Raw genomic sequence first — 16,758 nt, 5'->3', positions numbered from 1 at the left:
CCCCGGCGCCGCATCGCCGCCTTTGGTGGCCCTGCCCGATACGGGACTTGCTTGATGGCCTGCCTGCGGGCGCGGCCAATTCACGACCGAATTCACGAAATGGATGGAAATGAACGGCTTTAAGAATGCAGGGCTTTCGGAACGTCTGAGTGCGGCCGCCGGCGCGAAAAAGGCGCTGCTGGAAAAGTTCAAGGCGCAGCCCGGTGTGAACGATCCGGTCTTCGCCGAGCGCGAAGAGGCGCGATTGGCCGTCCGCGTCGCGCGTGAGGCCCGCGAGGCTGAACGCAATGCAGCGCGCGAAGCCCGCAAGGCCGCCGAACAGGAAGTGTTGCAGGCCGAACAGGCCGAACGGGCCGCCCGCGAGGCTCTGGCGGTTCAGGAGCTTGCCGAGCAGGCCAAGCGCCAAGTGGCGACGGCCGCGGAGGCGAAAGCCGCCCGAGACGCCCGCTACGCCGCCCGCAAGGCCAGGAACCGCTGAGTCGGATCGCGGGAAGTCGGAAATCGATCCGCACCGCGAATCCGGTCGTTGAACAAAGCGGTTGTTGAAAAAGCCATGACCCGCATGCGGTTCGGATCGAACGCATGAGGGTCATGGCTTTTTCATTGTCGGCTCCGGGTGGATCGGTTTCCGGAGCCGTGCTGAATACTGAGTTACATCTTCTTCTGGACGTTGTCGGCGCCACGCTCGATGGCGCGGCCGCCGGCCTGCACGTCCTGGCCGGCGCCTTCCATGGTGTTGCAGGCGGCCAGCGTGGTGCCGAGCAGCGTGCCCAGGACGGCGAGCAGGGCGAACTTCTTGACGGTGGTCATGGTGGTCTCCGTTGCGGTGGCTGTGTGATGTCCACTGGAACGCAAGCGGGGCCGTTAAGGTTTCCCGATCCGATCGGGGAGGGGCTTGCGCAAAAGGGGTGCCCTTCGCTTCGGTGCCGGGATGGATTACATTTGGGGTGTTGCCGTACGTCGCGCCCGGACCGGAGACCGCCATGCCGCTCGCCCGCCGCTTCACCCCGCTGACGACCGTCGACGAATTCCTGGCTATGGAGTTCCGTGACGAGTCCCAATACGAACTGGTCGATGGCGAGATCGTGGGGCAGGCGCATCCAAGCCCGGCGCACAGCACCCTGCAGGTCGCCCTGGGCGGCGCATTGCGCGATGCGTTGCGGGAGAAGGGCAAGCGGGACGGAACCCGCTGCCGCGCCCTGTCGGAGGCCGGCGTCCGTCCGCACTTCGATCCGACGCACAATTACCGCGTCGCCGACCTCGCGGTGACCTGCGAGCCCTTCGATCCGGAGATCCCCTACACCACGGCACCGGTCCTGCTGATCGAGATCCTGTCGCCGACGGAGGAGAAGGCGCAGCGGGCGAAGCTGCACGCCTATGCCGCCATGCCGTCGGTGCGGGAGATCCTGTTCCTCGACTCGCGGATCATCCGGGCGGAGCTGCATCGCCGCGACGCCGACAATCTCTGGCCCGCCGCACCCGAGGTGCTGGAGGATAAGGGGCGGCTGGTGCTGGAAACCGCCGGCCTCGACATACCGCTGGCCGAGCTTTACCGCGACCTCGGGTTCTGACCTCGTCCATTAGGCGACCCTGCTTGCAGAGACGAAGTGTCCCGTTGCCACCGGGCGTGAGCGCGGGCATAAATCGCCCCGCGGATTATTCCGCGCGCCCTCCCCGCTGGATGGGACGGCTTTTGGCAACGAGCAAGAATGGCGAAAGGAAAGCCTCTCATGGCTGAAAGCACTTTTGACGTCGTTGTGATCGGCGGCGGTCCCGGCGGGTATGTCTGCGCGATCCGCGCGGCGCAGCTCGGCTTCAAGGTTGCCTGCGTGGAAAAGCGCGGCACGCTGGGCGGCACCTGCCTGAACGTCGGCTGCATCCCGTCCAAGGCTCTGCTGGCGGCGTCGGAGAAGTTCGAGGAAGCGGCCCACGGTCTCGCCAAGTTCGGCATCAAGGTCGGCGGCGTGGAGCTGGACCTGCCGGGCATGCTGGCCCACAAGGACAAGGTCGTTAAGGACAACGTCGGCGGCATCGAGTTCCTGTTCAAGAAGAACAAGGTCGCCTGGCTGAAGGGCGCCGGCAAGATCACCGCCGCGAATACCGTCGAGGTCGAGGGCGTCGGCACGATCACCGCGTCGAAGGCGATCGTCATCGCCACCGGTTCGGACGTCACCCCGCTGCCGGGCATCGCCATCGACGAGAAGCGCGTGGTTTCCTCCACCGGCGCCCTGTCGCTGCCGGAAGTGCCGAAGCATCTGGTCGTCATCGGCGGCGGCGTGATCGGTCTGGAGCTGGGCTCCGTCTGGGGCCGCCTGGGCGCCAAGGTGACGGTGGTCGAGTATCTCGACCGCGTGCTGCCGAGCATGGACAACGAGCTGTCCAAGCAGGCCCAGCGCATCTTCGCCAAGCAGGGCATGGATTTCAAGCTGGGCACCAAGGTGACCGGCGCGTCCGTGACCGAGACCGGCGTGGCCCTGACGGTCGAGCCCGCCGCCGGTGGCGAGGCGCAGACCATCGAGGCCGACACCGTCCTGGTCGCCATCGGCCGCCGCCCCTACACCGAAGGGCTGGGCCTTGAGGCGGTCGGCGTCGAGCTGGAGCGCGGCCGCGTCAAGATCGACCACCATTTCCAGACCAACGTGCCAGGCATCTACGCCATCGGCGACGTGGTGGAAGGCCCGATGCTGGCCCACAAGGCCGAGGAAGAGGGCGTCGCGCTGGCCGAGCAGCTGGCCGGCCAGAAGAGCCACGTCAACCACGACCTCGTCCCCGGCGTCGTCTACACTTGGCCGGAAGTCGCCGCCGTCGGCAAGACCGAGGAGCAGCTGAAGGCCGCGGGCGTCGCCTACAAGACCGGCAAGTTCCCCTTCACCGCCAACGGCCGCGCGCGTGCCGGCGGCAACACCGACGGCTTCGTGAAGATCCTGTCGGATGCCTCCACCGATCAGGTGCTGGGCGTCCACATGATCGGCCCGAACGTGTCGGAGATGATCGGCGAGCTGGTGCTGGCCATGGAGTTCAGCGCGTCCGCCGAAGACGTCGCCCGCACCTGCCACGCCCACCCGACTTTGTCGGAAGCGGTCAAGGAAGCGGCCCTGGCGGTGGACGGTCGTCCGCTGCACATCTGATCCCCTGTCCATCTGATCCGCGGTCCGCAAGGTCCGTAACGACGAAAGGCTCCCTCGCCGTTTGGCGGGGGAGCCTTTTTGGTATGGCGCTTGGGCCGCTCGTCACGCCGCGCGGATGGTCGACAGGAAGCCGTTCACCACGCTGCGCAGACGGCCGGCATCGCTGGCGAGCTCACCGGAGACGGACAGGACGTTCTCGGCGGAATGACCCGCCTCGACGGCGGCGCTGCGGACGTCGGCGATGGTCTTGGTCACTTCCTGGGTGCCGCTGGCGGCCTGCTGGACGTTGCGGGCGATCTCGGCGGTGGCCGATCCCTGTTCCTCCACCGCAGCGGCGATGGCGGTGGAGATCTCGTCGATCTGGGCGATGATGCCGCCGATGCCCTTGATGGCGCTGGCGGTCTCGTCGGTGACGCGCTGCATGCCGCTGACGTGGCCGGCGATGTCCTCCGTCGCCCGGGCGGTCTGGCTGGCGAGGCTCTTCACCTCCTGCGCCACCACGGCGAAGCCCTTGCCGGCCTCTCCGGCGCGGGCGGCCTCGATGGTCGCGTTCAGCGCCAGTAGGTTGGTCTGGCTGGCGATGTCCTGGATCAACTGAACCACCGTGCCGATCTTCTCCGCCGCCTCGGTCAGGCTCAGCACCTGGCCGTTGGCCTGCTGGGCAGCCTCCACCGCCTCGCGGGCGATCTGGGCGGAGCGGTTGACCCGCTCGCCGATCTCCTGGATCGAGGCCGACAGCTCCTCCGTGGCGCTGGCGACAGTCTGCACGTTGCTGCTGGCATCCTGCGAGGCGTTGGCGACGACGCCGGCCTGCTGGCTGGTCTGGGTCGCGGTGGCGGTCATGGTCTGGGCCGTGCCGGTCATCGACTGGGCCGCACGGTCGACGCCGTCCACCACATTCATCACCTGGGCTTCCAGGTTATCGGCCAGTTGCAGCATGGCGGCGCGGCGTTCGGCGTCGGCCTTGGCCTGATCCTCCGCCCGCTGGTCGATCATCCGCTTCAGGTCCGCCAGCATCTTGCGCAGGGCGTCGGCCAGGGCGCCGACCTCGTCGGACTGGCGGACATCGAGCGTCTGGTCGAAGCGGCCGGCGGCGATGCCCTCGGCGAAGGCGACGCTGGCGCGGATCGGCCGGGCGACGCCGCCGGCGACCACCCACATCACCGCGACGGCGCCAAGCGCGACCAGGGCGCCGACGGCGATCTGCCACAGGATGTTGGAATTGGCACGCTCGCCCAGCGCGGATGACAGCGCCATGCCGTCGGCCAGCACGATGTCCTTCGGCACCTGGACCAGCACCGCCCACGGCTTTTCGGTGTTGCCCATGGTGATGGGGGCGAAGCTGCGCAGCATGTTGGTGGAGGCTTCGATATCGACATGAGCCTTGCCGGCCTGGACATTCGCCAGATCGGCCTGCCACGAGGCGTCGAAGGTGGAAATCGGCTGACCGATCAAATCGGGCCGTGCGCTGTGGGCGACGATCAGGCCCATGTTGCTGATGATGACCACCTGGCTGCGGCCGTCGAACACGGCGGCGCTGACCTTGGTCGACAGCTGCTGCACGAAGTCGAGGTTGAAGTCGGCACCGGCCACGCCGCGGAACTTGCCGTCGATCACCACCGGCACCGAGAGGGTCGCCAGGAAGACCTGCTTGCCCTGCACGATGTAGGGCAGGGGGTCGAGCACGCTTTCACGCCCGTTCTCCTGCGGGCCGATGTACCAGCCACCCTTCATGACGCCGTTGGGATGGCGCTCGCGGCTGTCATACTCCACCAGGGGCTGCATGGCGATGTGGCCCTTCTGGTCGCGGTTCCAATAGGGAATGAAGCGGCCGGTGCCGTCGGTGCCGGTTTCGCGGCGGTTGCGGAACTCCTCGTCCCGGCCGTCGATGGCGTTGGGCTCCCATGCCGAATAGGTGCCGTTGAACAGCGGGTTGCGCTTCAGCACCGACAGAAGAACGCCGTTGAAGGCGTCGCGGCGCTGGTCGGACGGGACATGGCCGCCCGCGCTGCCATCGGCGAGGCTGGAGAAACTGGCGGCCATGGTCCGGGCGGCGTTCAATGCGGTGTCGAACTCCGACCGAAGCAGACCGGCCTGAGTGGCGGCGAGGTTCTGCAGGGATTCCGTCGTCTTGCTCTCAAGAATTCGCTCTACGTTGTCCGTGACGAATTCGTTGCTGGATCGTGTCGACAGGATTCCGAAACCGACGAGTACGGCAACCGTGCCGGCCAAGCAAAGTCCAGATAGGATGGATATCTTCGATTGGATTGATTTTATTTGCATTTCGGTTTCCCCGCGTGAGATTCGCGCTGGGGTAACATTAACAAATTGAAATGTTAAGCAAAGGATAACAGTTTATAAGGGTTTCTCGCCGATATCCTGTACAAAAGTCTTAGAGTCTCAGGGAGTTTGATAATCATTATTATTGGGTATTCTGCAATGTGCAGAATGCGTTTGATTGACGTAAAAGTGAATGCGGTCAGTTCGATTGTTGCGCGATTTGCAGCGTAACTGCGAGTGCTTCGATGGAGAGTTCGGCCAGACGTTGGGACGCATACCAGAATATGCCGATTGGGTTGAGCAATCCGGCGTCGGTCAGCCCTTGCGCGCCCGAGGATGGGCGTTGCGGTACACGTTCATCAGCTGCTCGTTCTCCACATCCGTGTAACGCTGGGTTGTGGAAAGCGAAGCGTGGCCGAGCAGGTCCTGGATGGCGCGCAGGTCGCCGCCGTCCGCCAAAAGATGGGTCGCGAAACTATGACGCAGGGCGTGCGGGGTCGCACTGTCCGGCATGCCCATCAGGACGCGCAGCTTCTGCATCTGGTGCTGGGCGACGCTGGCGTTCAGCCGGCCGCCGCGGGTGCCGACGAACAGCGGGCCGTCGGGTGCCAGCGTGAAGGGGCAGCTGTCGATATAGGCGCGCACCGCCTCCGTCACGGCCGGCAGGACGGGGATCATGCGGTCCTTGCGGCCCTTGCCGGTGACGCGCAGCGTGTCGCCCAGCGGCGCGTCCTTTCGGGCCAGACCCAGCGCCTCCGAAATGCGCAGGCCGCAGCCGTAGAGCAGTGTGAACAGGGCGCGGTCGCGCTTGCCGATCCAGGGCTCCTCGCGGTCGCGCTCGGCCTCCTCCAGCAGGCGGTCGGCGTCGATCTCCGTCAACGGGCGCGGAGCGGGGCGCTTGACCTTCGGGGTGGCCAGGGTGGCGACGGCGGGATTGTGCAGGCGGCCGCTGCGGTCCATCCAGCGGAACAGGTTACGTACCGCCGCCAGCTTGCGTGCCCGGCTGGCCCCGACCAGCCCATCCATCGCCAGCCTGGACATCCAGGAGCGGAAATCCGCCGCCTTCAGGTCGCCAAGGTCGTTCAGCGAGGGCGGGGAGCCGCCGCGGAATTCGGTGAGGAAGCGCAGGAACTCGCCCACATCGGCGGTGTAGGCAGACAGGGTGTGTCGGGAAACCGCCTTCTCGCTCTCCATCCAGCGCCGCCAGTGGGCCAGCACGTCCTGAACGTCCGGCTTTGCGGAGAATCCCAAAACAGGTTCGGTCACGCCGGCAGCTCCAGCCAGCCGCGAATCACCCGCTCGATCACGCGGGCGAGGAAGCCGACCAGTTCGGTGCCCTGGCCGCTGTGGAAGGTGTCCGGTTCGCGGCTGCCGAAGGCGAGCAGGCCGTCCGGCGTCTCGCTGGAGACCTGGATGCGGATCAGCGCCTCCGACCGGACGAGGCCGGCGCCGGGGCCGTAGATCTCGGGATCGCCCTGGATGTCGGTGTTCAGCACCACGTCGGCGCGGCCCAGCCGCTCGGCGATGGCGCCGGGCTCCACCACCCGCACGCCGGATCGGTGGACGTGGGGAATGTCGCTGCCGTTGGATTCGATGACCAGACAGGCGACGTCGAGGTCGAGAAGGACCGCGAGGTCGGTGGTGATGGTCTGGATCAGCTGCTCGAAGCTCTGCGCGTCGAGCAGGAACAGCACCGCGGCATGGATGCGGTTCTGGCTGTTCAGGTTCGCCCGGCTGGTGCCGATCAACTCGCGCTGCTGGTCCTTGAGGGTGCGGACCTCGGCGCGCAGCCGGTCGACCATGAAGGCCTGGAGGTCCACCACCCCACGCCCGCGGTCGACCGACGGCGGGGTCAGGTGGTGGACCAGATCGGCGTTCTGGGCCAGGAAGTCCGGGTGGCTCCGCAGATAGGCGCGCACATCCTCCGAAGAGAGCGTCGACGCCTGACGCGGGGGGTGGCCCGGTTCGCGGCCCCTGTCGGCCATGATCGCTCCGGCCCGCCTTACAGGATCGACTGGCCGGTCTTCTTCCAGTCCTCGACGAACTGGGAGAGACCCTTGTCGGTCAGCGGGTGGTTGAACAGCTGCTTCAGCACCGACGCCGGCGCGGTCACGACATGGGCGCCCAGGCGGGCGGCCTTGACGATGTGCATCGGGTTGCGGATCGAGGCGACCAGCACCTCGGTCTTGAAGGCGTCGTAATTGTTATAGATCTCGCAGATGTCCTTGATGATGCCCATGCCGTCCTGGCCGATGTCGTCCAGCCGGCCGACGAAGGGCGACACGAAGCTGGCGCCGGCCTTGGCCGCCAGGATCGCCTGGGCGGGGGAGAAGCACAGCGTGACGTTGACCATCGTCCCTTCGGACGAGATGATCTTGCAGACCTTCAGGCCGGCCGGGGTCAGGGGCACCTTCACCGCGACGCGGTGGGAGATCTTGGCGATCTTGTGGGCCTCGGCGAGCATGGTCTCGAAGTCGGTGGACGCCACCTCGGCGCTGACCGGACCGTTGACGACGTCGCAAATCTCGGCCACGAGGTCGAGGAATTGACGGCCGGACTTGGCGATCAGGGAGGGGTTGGTGGTAACACCGTCCAGCAGACCGGTATCGGCCAGATCGCGGATCTCGGCGATGTCGGCGGTGTCGACGAAGAACTTCATGACGAAGGGTCCATGCTTGCTGATGTTGACCGGAACCGGCCGCGCCGGAAAGCTGACCGACGCGCCGTCCCGCCCGGTGCCCGGGACATGAGGCCACTCTAGCCGATGCGTTCGACTTCCGCCAGTTCCGCCCCGGGCATTCAGGGGGATCTTCTTGGGGACACGCCCGAAACGGGGCAGCCCGAAGGCGATTTTGCGCGTGAAACCACCGAAGTTCCGGCAAAGCCGCAGCTTCGCGGGCCGGACCGCCGCGTCGCCGTTCTGCTGCCGTTGCCGCTCCGCGAGGCCTACGACTACCGCGTGCCGGACGGCATGGAGCTTGTCCCCGGCGATTTCGTCGAGGTGCCGCTGGGTCCGCGCCGGGTCATCGGCGTCGTCTGGGGACCGGGCGCCGGGACACTGGAGTCCGGCCGGCTGAAGGCGGTGGTGCGCCGGTTCGACGTGCCGCCGATGACCGAGGTCGGCCGCCGCTTCGTCGAATGGGTCGCCGCCTACACCATGACGCCGCCGGGCTTCGTCCTGCGCATGGCGGTCAGCGTGCCGGCGGCGCTGGAGCCGCCCAAGCCTATGCTGGCCTATCTGCGCAAGCAGGGTGCCGAGCCGCCGCCCGGCTTCAAGATGACCGACCCGCGCAAGCGCATCCTGGCATTGCTGGAGGATGGGCCTCCCCGCACCCCGGTGGAACTGGCCGACGAGGCCGGCTGCGGCGTCACCGTGGTGCGCGGGTTGGCGGAGGCCGGATTGCTGGAGCCGGTGATGCTGCAGCCGACCCGGCTCGGCCGGCCGGACTGGCAGCGGCCCGGACCCACCCTGTCGCCCGACCAGCGGGCGGCGGCCGACGATCTGCGCGAACGGGTTGCGTCGGGTCGCTACTCCACCGTGCTGCTCGACGGCGTCACCGGGTCGGGCAAGACGGAGGTCTATTACGAGGCGATCTCTGCGGCGCTGGAGCAGGGCAAACAGGCGCTGGTGCTGCTGCCGGAAATCGCGCTGTCGGCGCAGTGGCTCGACCGCTTCGCCCGGCGCTTCGGCGCGCCGCCGGCGGAATGGCATTCGGAGCTGACCGGGGCGCAGCGCCGCGACACCTGGCGCGCGGTGTCGAAGGGCGAGGTGCCGGTGGTGGTCGGCGCGCGTTCGGCCCTGTTCCTTCCCTATCCGGACCTCGGCGTCATCATCGTCGATGAGGAGCACGACTCCGCCTACAAGCAGGAGGAGGGGGCGATCTACCATGCCCGCGACATGGCGGTGGCGCGGGCGCATCTCGGCGGGCTGCCGATCGCCCTGGTCTCGGCCACGCCGTCGCTGGAGACCAAGGTCAACGCCGACAGCCACCGCTATGCCCGCATCGCCCTGCCGGCCCGTCATGGCGGCGCCGTGCTGCCCGATGTGGAGCTGATCGACCTGCGGCGCGACCGTCCGCCGGCCCGGCACTGGCTGGCGCCCAGCCTGCGCAAGGCGCTGACCGACACGCTGGCGGGGGGCGAGCAGGCGATGCTGTTCCTGAACCGCCGCGGCTATGCCCCGCTGACCCTGTGCCGCGCCTGCGGCCACCGCATGCAATGCCCGAACTGCACGGCTTGGCTGGTGGAGCACCGGCTCGCCCGCAAGCTGCAATGCCACCATTGCGGCCTGCAGCAGCCCTTGCCCCATGCCTGCCCGGAATGCGGGGAGGAGGGCACGATGGCCGCCTGCGGTCCCGGGGTGGAGCGTATCGCCGAGGAGGTGGCGGAGCTGTTCCCCGATGCCCGCGCAGCCATCATGGCGTCCGACACCCTGCACGGCCCGCGCGCCATCCAGGAAATGGTGGAGAGCATCGGCCGGCACGAGCTGGACATCATCATCGGCACCCAGGTGATGGCGAAGGGCCACCATTTCCCGATGCTGACCCTGGTGGGGGTGGTCGATGCCGACCTGGGCCTCAACGGCGGCGACCTGCGGGCGGCGGAGCGCACCTACCAGCTGCTGCATCAGGTGGCCGGGCGCGCCGGGCGCGGCGAGCGGCCGGGACGGGTGATGCTGCAGACCTTCATGCCCGAACACCCGGTGATGCAGGCCCTGGCCGCCGGCGACCGCGACGGCTTCTATCAGCTGGAGGCGGAGATGCGGCTGGAGGCCGGCATGCCGCCCTTCGGCCGTCTGGCCGCGCTGATCGTGTCGGGAGAGGACCCGACGCTGGTGGAACGGGTGGCGATGGCGCTGGGCCGTGCCGCCCCGCGCAGCGACGACGTCCATGTGTTGGGGCCGGCCCCGGCGCCGCTGGCCCTGCTGCGCGGGCGGCATCGCCGCCGCCTGCTGCTGAAGGCGCCGCGCAGCACCCAGGTGCAGCCGCTGATCGCGGAGTGGCTGGACAGGGTGGAGATCCCGCCCGCCATCCGGGTGCAGATCGATGTCGACCCTTACAGCTTCCTTTAGGCGTTCTTAGCGCCGTCCGGTGAAGCTGCGGCGAATTGACCCGAATCGGTCGCCGCGACGGCGGGGCATGGCACCTGTGACGTTTGGTCCATTGCGCCGTAGCGGCCATGGTACTACCACGGCCGGGATGGTTCCGATTCCAAACATCCTTCCCGGACCCAAACATCACAGGCACAGGTTCAGGCTGATGGTCGGCATGATCTCCAAGCTTCGTCTGCGCGTACAGCGTCAAACCCTGCTGACCGTGCTGCCGGTTCTGCTGCTGCTGCTGGTCATCGCCTTCGCCGCCGGCGCGCCGGCCCATACCCGCGGCACGGATGCGGAGGCGCTGACCATGATCGACCGTGCCCAGCATCTGCTGGAGCGGATCGGTCCGGATGCGGCGGCCGAAGCCTTTGCCGGTCATGATAGCGCTTACATCGACCGCGACCTCTACCCGATGCTGCTGGACGACAAGGGCGTGATGATCGCCCATGGCTGGACCGCGACGCTGAACGGGTCGGACCTGCAGGATCTGCGCGATGTCGACGGCAAGCCCTTCATCCGCGAGGCGCTGGCCGGGGTGGCGCGCGACGGACGCACCGACATCACCTATCAGTGGATCGATCCGCTGACCGGGCAGGTCGCGCGCAAGACGATGCACGCCCGCCGTCTGGTGCTGAACGGCAAGCCCTACATGCTGGCGGTCGGGGTCTATCGATAAGCGGAGAGCTGCGGAGACCGGCCGGACGAAGGCGCGGTTCGACGGTCCGCCTTGTCAGTGGAACTCATGCGGCATCCTGCCGCACGTCACTTTTTTACATGGTGGAATTCAGCGGACGGCGATCGTGAGCCGGCTGGAGTCCGTCCGGTGGTCACGGCGCCCGCGGTCGGCGCGGGCGCCAGATCGACAGGCATTCGGCGGCGCTGTCGCCGGCTCCGATGCCGTACCAGCCGGAACGGTCGTGGAAGGACAGGCTGTAGCGCCCCTTGGCGTCGCGTTCGAAGCGGAAGACGGGGCGGTCCACCTCGGGCAGAAGCACCAGCAGGCGGTCATGGTCGCGGCCCGACTCGCGCAGCACGCCGGCCCAATGGCCGTGGCTCAGCTTCGGTTCGGCGACCGCGGAGAAGGCGTCCAGGTCTTCCGGAGTGAAACGGGCGCGGCAGAATTGGATGACGTTCGACGGCCGGGATCCGGTGCCGGCATCGGCGATCGCAACGGTATCGGCACTAGGATCTGGCGTCGGCAGGATGGTCATGGCGGAAGGGCCCCTGGTCTCTCTGGACCGGCCTCGAGCGTGGCGAAACGACCGGAAACGGTGGCGGATCGGCCGGCTGGGCGGTTCGGTTCGACCGTGGATCAGATTGGTTAACCTTGAATTAAGCCGAGATTGGGGCCACATCGAAGTCACAGCCGGTATGACCAGTCGAGGCCGACTCGAGTCATTGGCGAGCGCAGTTGCGACCAATGATTCCGCAGTTGCTCAAAACGCCGCAGTCAAATTGTCCAGACCCCGTTGCGTAGGCGCGATTCCTGTGATATTGGACCGCTCGCTTTCGCGGCCGGGGTGTTTGTGCCTCGGGTTGACACCCTATAAGGCCGCCGAATTCACCGTCTACCGAACTCAATTCGAGGGATCAGGTGGCATCCGAAGGAACAGGCGTATCCGAACTCGCCGCGCGTTACTCCATCGCGCTGTTCGAGCTTGCGGACGAAAACCAGGCGTTGGACACGGTCGCGAGCGATCTGACCACGCTGAAGCAGATCCTGGCCGAGAGCGCTGACCTCCGTCGCCTCGTCCGCAGCCCCGTCATCAGCCGTGCTGACCAGGGCAGGGCCATGGCCGCCGTCCTGGACGGCGCCGGCCTGTCGGAGCTGACCAAGCGCTTCATCGGGCTCGTGGCGGCCAACCGCCGCCTGTTCGCGATCGACGGGATGATCGAAGGCTTCCTGGCCGAACTGGCCCGGCGCCGCGGCGAGGTCACGGCGCAGGTCACGACGGCCCAGCCGCTGAACGACGCCCAGCGCAACGCCGTCATCGACGCGCTCAAGGCGTCCATCGGTTCCAAGGTGCTGGTGAACACCTCCGTCGATCCGGAGCTGATCGGCGGCATGATCGTTAAGTTCGGTTCGCGCATGGTCGATACCTCGGTGCGCACGAAGCTGAACAAATTGCAACTCGCCATGAAGGCCTCAGGGGGATCAGTCTGATGGATATCCGCGCCGCAGAAATCTCTGCGATCCTCAAGCAGCAGATCGCGAATTTCGGGACCGAGGCGGATGTCGCCGAGGTTGGTCAGGTCCTGTCGGTGGGTGACGGCGTCGCCCGCGTGCACGGCCTGGACAACGTCCGCGCCGGCGAAATGGTCGAGTTCCCGGGTGGCCTGCAGGGCATGGCGCTGAACCTCGAGACCGACAATGTCGGTATCGTGATCTTCGGCGACGACCGCGGCATCAAGGAAGGCGACACCGTCAAGCGCACCGGCACCATCGTCGACGTTCCGGTCGGCCGTGGCCTGCTGGGCCGCGTGGTCGACGGCCTGGGCAACCCGATCGACGGCAAGGGTCCGCTGGTCAACGTCGAGCGCAAGCGCGTCGAGGTGAAGGCCCCCGGCATCATCCCGCGCAAGTCGGTGCACGAGCCGATGCAGACCGGCCTGAAGGCCGTCGACAGCCTGGTTCCGATCGGGCGCGGCCAGCGCGAGCTGATCATCGGTGACCGCCAGACCGGCAAGACCGCCGTCGTCATCGACACCTTCCTGAACCAGAAGCCGATCAACCAGGGCGACGACGAGAGCAAGAAGCTCTACTGCATCTACGTCGCCGTCGGCCAGAAGCGCTCCACCGTCGCCCAGATCGTCAAGACCCTGGAAGACGCCGGCGCCATGGAATACTCCATCGTCGTCGCCGCCACCGCGTCGGAGCCGGCTCCGCTGCAGTTCCTGGCGCCGTACACCGGCTGCACGATGGGCGAGTATTTCCGCGACAACGGCATGCATGCCCTGATCGTGTACGATGACCTGTCCAAGCAGGCCGTCGCCTACCGTCAGATGTCGCTGCTGCTCCGCCGTCCGCCGGGCCGCGAAGCCTATCCGGGCGACGTGTTCTACCTCCACAGCCGCCTGCTGGAGCGCGCCGCCAAGATGGGCGACGCCCACGGCAACGGCTCGCTGACCGCCCTGCCGGTCATCGAGACCCAGGCCGGCGACGTGTCCGCCTACATCCCGACGAACGTGATCTCGATCACCGACGGTCAGATCTTCCTGGAAACCGGCCTGTTCTATAAGGGCATCCGCCCCGCCATCAACGTCGGTCTGTCGGTGAGCCGCGTCGGCTCCGCCGCCCAGATCAAGGCGATGAAGCAGGTCGCCGGCACCATCAAGATGGAACTCGCGCAGTACCGCGAGATGGCCGCCTTCGCCCAGTTCGCCTCGGACCTCGACGCCTCGACCCAGCGCCTGCTGGCCCGCGGCGCCCGTCTGACCGAACTGCTGAAGCAGGGCCAGTTCCAGCCGCTGCCCGTCGAAGAGCAGGTCGTCTCGATCTTCGCCGGCGTGAAGGGCTACCTGGACGCCATCCGCGTCGAGGACGTGAACCGCTTCGAGGCCAAGTTCCTGTCGGAAATCCGCGCCAAGGGCGCCGATATCCTGGCGGCGATCCGCACCGACAAGCAGATCACCTCGGCGACCGAAGAGAAGCTGAAGGCGTTCCTCGACGGCTTCGCCAAGGTCTTCGCCTGACCGACCGCGCGCGGGGGCGGGAGACCGCCCCCCACCGTCTTGTAGAGACGGTCACGGAACGACCTCGAGCGGAATTGAAGGGCCGGCATGCCTAACCTCAAGGACCTAAAGAACCGGATCTCGAGCGTCCAGTCGACGCGCAAGATCACCTCGGCCATGAAGATGGTTGCGGCTTCCAAGCTGCGCCGCGCTCAGGACCAGGCGGAAGCCAGCGGTCCCTACGCGGAGCGTATGGGCCGCATGCTGTCCTCCCTGGCCGCCAACGTGCAGGACAGCGGCAACGGCCCGAAGCTGATGACCGGGACGGGCGCCGACAAGGTGCACCTGCTGGTCGTCATCAGCTCCGACCGCGGTCTGTGCGGCGCCTTCAACGGCTCCATCGTCCGTGAGGCCAAGCGCCAGATCACGCGCCTGCAGAGCGAAGGCAAGACCGTCAAGCTGCTGACCGTCGGCCGCAAGGGCCGCGACCAGCTGAAGCGCGAGTTCGCCTCCCTGATCGTCGAGAGCTACGAGGATGTCGGCCGCCGCCGGCTCGGCTTCAGCGACGCCGACATGGTCGCGACGAAGGTGCTGGCGATGTTCGATGCCGGCGAGTTCGACGTCTGCTCGGTCATCTTCAACAAGTTCAAGTCGGCGATCTCCCAGATCGTCACGGTTCAGCAGCTCATTCCCTTCGCCGTCGCCACCGAGGCCGCCGAGGCCGCCGGTGCTGAGGCCAAGGCGATGTACGAGTTCGAGCCGGACGAGGAGCAGATCCTCGCCGAACTGCTGCCGCGCAACCTGTCCATCCAGATCTACCGCGCCCTCCTGGAGAGCGCCGCGTCCGAACAGGGCGCCCGGATGACCGCGATGGACAACGCGACGCGCAACGCCGGCGACATGATCAACAAGCTGACGATCACCTACAACCGGACGCGCCAGGCCTACATCACCAAGGAGCTGATCGAGATCATCTCCGGTGCCGAGGCCCTGTAACGGCCGCATCCGCACGTAGCGTCCAGCCTATTTGCGCCGGCGACGGCATACCGACACTTACCGAGTTCCTAGGGAGCTTTACTCCATGGCCACCACCAATTCTGTCGGCAAGATCACGCAGGTCACGGGCGCCGTCGTGGACGTGCAGTTCGACGGCGACCTGCCGGCGATCCTGAACGCGCTGCACACCCAGAACGACGGCAAGACCCTCGTTCTGGAAGTGGCGCAGCACCTGGGCGAGAGCACGGTCCGCACCATCGCCATGGACAGCACCGACGGTCTGGTGCGTGGCGCCGAGGTGACCGACACCGGCGCGCCGATCGCCGTGCCGGTCGGCCCGGAGACGCTCGGCCGCATCATCAACGTCATCGGCGAGCCGATCGACGAGCGCGGCGCGGTCAACGCCGCCCGCTCGCTGCCGATCCACCGTCAGGCCCCGGACTTCGTCGACCAGTCGACGGACGCCGAAGTGCTGATCACCGGCATCAAGGTCATCGACCTGCTGGCTCCCTACGCCAAGGGCGGCAAGATCGGCCTGTTCGGCGGCGCCGGCGTCGGCAAGACCGTGACGATCATGGAGCTGATCAACAACGTCGCCAAGGCGCACGGCGGCGTGTCGGTCTTCGCCGGCGTGGGTGAGCGTACCCGTGAGGGCAACGACCTCTACCACGAGATGATCGAATCGGGCGTCATCAAGCTCGACGGCCCGGGTTCCAAGGTGGCCCTGGTGTACGGCCAGATGAACGAGCCGCCGGGCGCCCGCGCCCGCGTCGCGCTGAGCGGCCTGACGCTCGCGGAATACTTCCGCGACGAGGAAGGCCAGGACGTGCTGTTCTTCGTGGACAACATCTTCCGCTTCACCCAGGCCGGTTCGGAAGTGTCGGCTCTGCTGGGCCGCATCCCGTCGGCGGTGGGTTACCAGCCGACGCTGGGCACCGACATGGGCGCCCTGCAGGAGCGCATCACCTCGACGAAGAAGGGCTCGATCACCTCGGTGCAGGCCATTTACGTGCCCGCCGACGATCTGACCGACCCGGCCCCGGCCGCCTCCTTCGCCCACCTGGACGCCACCACGGTGCTGTCGCGCTCGATCGCCGAAATGGCCATCTTCCCGGCCGTGGACCCGCTCGACTCGACCAGCCGCATCCTCGACCCGCGCGTCGTCGGTGAGGAGCACTACTCGGTCGCCCGCTCGGTGCAGAAGGTTCTGCAGACCTACAAGTCGCTGCAGGACATCATCGCCATCCTGGGCATGGACGAGCTGTCGGAAGAGGACAAGCTGGTCGTGGCCCGCGCCCGCAAGATCCAGCGCTTCCTGTCCCAGCCGTTCCACGTCGCCGAGGTGTTCACCGGCACCCCGGGCGTGCTGGTCCCGCTCGAGGAGACCATCAAGGGCTTCAAGGGCATCGTGAACGGCGACTACGATCATCTGCCGGAGGCCGCCTTCTACATGGTCGGCACCATCGACGAGGCGATCGCCAAGGCCAAGAAGCTGGCCGCCGCCTGATCCCCACCTGGGATTGCGGCATTCCGACCCGGCTCCATCGGCCTTGTGAAGGGGCCTGAGAAAGCCGGGCGGAAATC

At 67.1% G+C, this 16,758-nt stretch carries 15 protein-coding genes; 9 read left to right on the top strand and 6 right to left on the bottom strand.

Annotated features, from left to right (window positions below; translation table 11 throughout):
* The first annotated feature begins 103 nt into the window (after positions 1 to 103).
* Positions 104 to 478: a DUF6481 family protein gene (locus ACWPKK_RS10695; RefSeq protein WP_324869431.1), complete on the top strand. Its 375-nt coding sequence runs from the start codon at positions 104 to 106 to the stop codon at positions 476 to 478.
* Positions 479 to 651: 173 nt separating this feature from the next.
* On the opposite strand, the gene ACWPKK_RS10690 is transcribed toward ACWPKK_RS10695, so the two are convergent.
* Entirely contained in the window at positions 652 to 810 is a 159-nt protein-coding gene (locus ACWPKK_RS10690; protein ID WP_014248797.1) for an entericidin A/B family lipoprotein, read from the bottom strand.
* 173 nt (positions 811 to 983) lie between these two features.
* On the opposite strand from ACWPKK_RS10690, the gene ACWPKK_RS10685 reads away from it, so the two are divergent.
* Both ACWPKK_RS10685 and lpdA read left to right on the top strand, forming a co-directional pair.
* Positions 984 to 1,571, top strand: coding sequence for a Uma2 family endonuclease (locus ACWPKK_RS10685; protein ID WP_452003613.1), 588 nt, complete (start codon positions 984 to 986; stop codon positions 1,569 to 1,571).
* Positions 1,572 to 1,730: 159 nt separating this feature from the next.
* The gene (gene lpdA / locus ACWPKK_RS10680; protein ID WP_452003610.1) at positions 1,731 to 3,128 is read left to right on the top strand and encodes a dihydrolipoyl dehydrogenase; all 1,398 of its coding nucleotides are present in this window, start codon (positions 1,731 to 1,733) and stop codon (positions 3,126 to 3,128) included.
* A 102-nt stretch (positions 3,129 to 3,230) separates the two neighbouring features.
* Here the strand turns inward: lpdA and ACWPKK_RS10675 are convergent, their stop codons facing one another.
* From ACWPKK_RS10675 to fsa, 4 genes are all read right to left on the bottom strand, one after another.
* Positions 3,231 to 5,360 (bottom strand): methyl-accepting chemotaxis protein, encoded by a 2,130-nt coding sequence (locus tag ACWPKK_RS10675; protein WP_452003608.1) that lies wholly within the window; start codon positions 5,358 to 5,360, stop codon positions 3,231 to 3,233.
* Positions 5,361 to 5,723: 363 nt separating this feature from the next.
* Positions 5,724 to 6,674, bottom strand: coding sequence for a tyrosine recombinase XerC (locus ACWPKK_RS10670; RefSeq protein ID WP_452003605.1), 951 nt, complete (start codon positions 6,672 to 6,674; stop codon positions 5,724 to 5,726).
* Positions 6,671 to 7,393 (bottom strand): DUF484 family protein, encoded by a 723-nt coding sequence (locus ACWPKK_RS10665; protein WP_194909774.1) that lies wholly within the window; start codon positions 7,391 to 7,393, stop codon positions 6,671 to 6,673. The genes ACWPKK_RS10670 and ACWPKK_RS10665 overlap by 4 nt, the downstream gene beginning before the upstream one ends.
* 17 nt (positions 7,394 to 7,410) lie before the next feature.
* A complete protein-coding gene (gene fsa / locus ACWPKK_RS10660) occupies positions 7,411 to 8,067 on the bottom strand; it encodes a fructose-6-phosphate aldolase (RefSeq protein WP_063635338.1) in 657 nt (218 codons plus the stop codon).
* Positions 8,068 to 8,172: 105 nt separating this feature from the next.
* Between fsa and ACWPKK_RS10655 the strand changes: the two genes are divergently transcribed.
* Positions 8,173 to 10,479, top strand: coding sequence for a primosomal protein N' (locus tag ACWPKK_RS10655; RefSeq protein ID WP_452003601.1), 2,307 nt, complete (start codon positions 8,173 to 8,175; stop codon positions 10,477 to 10,479).
* A gap of 196 nt (positions 10,480 to 10,675) precedes the next feature.
* The gene (locus tag ACWPKK_RS10650; protein ID WP_452003599.1) at positions 10,676 to 11,182 is read left to right on the top strand and encodes a cache domain-containing protein; all 507 of its coding nucleotides are present in this window, start codon (positions 10,676 to 10,678) and stop codon (positions 11,180 to 11,182) included.
* Between the two features lie 151 nt (positions 11,183 to 11,333).
* Here the strand turns inward: ACWPKK_RS10650 and ACWPKK_RS10645 are convergent, their stop codons facing one another.
* Complete coding sequence (locus tag ACWPKK_RS10645) at positions 11,334 to 11,717, bottom strand: hypothetical protein (protein WP_324869424.1); 384 nt, start codon at positions 11,715 to 11,717, stop codon at positions 11,334 to 11,336.
* Between the two features lie 383 nt (positions 11,718 to 12,100).
* Here ACWPKK_RS10645 and ACWPKK_RS10640 point away from each other — a divergent pair, with 383 nt between their 5' ends.
* From ACWPKK_RS10640 to atpD, 4 genes are all read left to right on the top strand, one after another.
* Positions 12,101 to 12,670, top strand: coding sequence for a F0F1 ATP synthase subunit delta (locus ACWPKK_RS10640; protein ID WP_324869423.1), 570 nt, complete (start codon positions 12,101 to 12,103; stop codon positions 12,668 to 12,670).
* Positions 12,670 to 14,199: a F0F1 ATP synthase subunit alpha gene (gene atpA, locus ACWPKK_RS10635; RefSeq protein WP_014248784.1), complete on the top strand. Its 1,530-nt coding sequence runs from the start codon at positions 12,670 to 12,672 to the stop codon at positions 14,197 to 14,199. Before ACWPKK_RS10640 ends, atpA begins: the two co-directional genes overlap by 1 nt.
* Positions 14,200 to 14,286: 87 nt before the next feature.
* Entirely contained in the window at positions 14,287 to 15,174 is an 888-nt protein-coding gene (locus ACWPKK_RS10630; RefSeq protein ID WP_324869422.1) for a F0F1 ATP synthase subunit gamma, read from the top strand.
* An 85-nt stretch (positions 15,175 to 15,259) separates the two neighbouring features.
* Complete coding sequence (gene atpD / locus ACWPKK_RS10625; RefSeq protein ID WP_324869421.1) at positions 15,260 to 16,681, top strand: F0F1 ATP synthase subunit beta; 1,422 nt, start codon at positions 15,260 to 15,262, stop codon at positions 16,679 to 16,681.
* Positions 16,682 to 16,758 lie beyond the last annotated feature (77 nt).

The sequence above is a fragment of the Azospirillum largimobile genome (assembly GCF_977007025.2).
The sequence above is the reverse complement of the archived record's forward strand: the minus strand, read 5'-3'. Positions and strand labels throughout refer to the sequence as shown.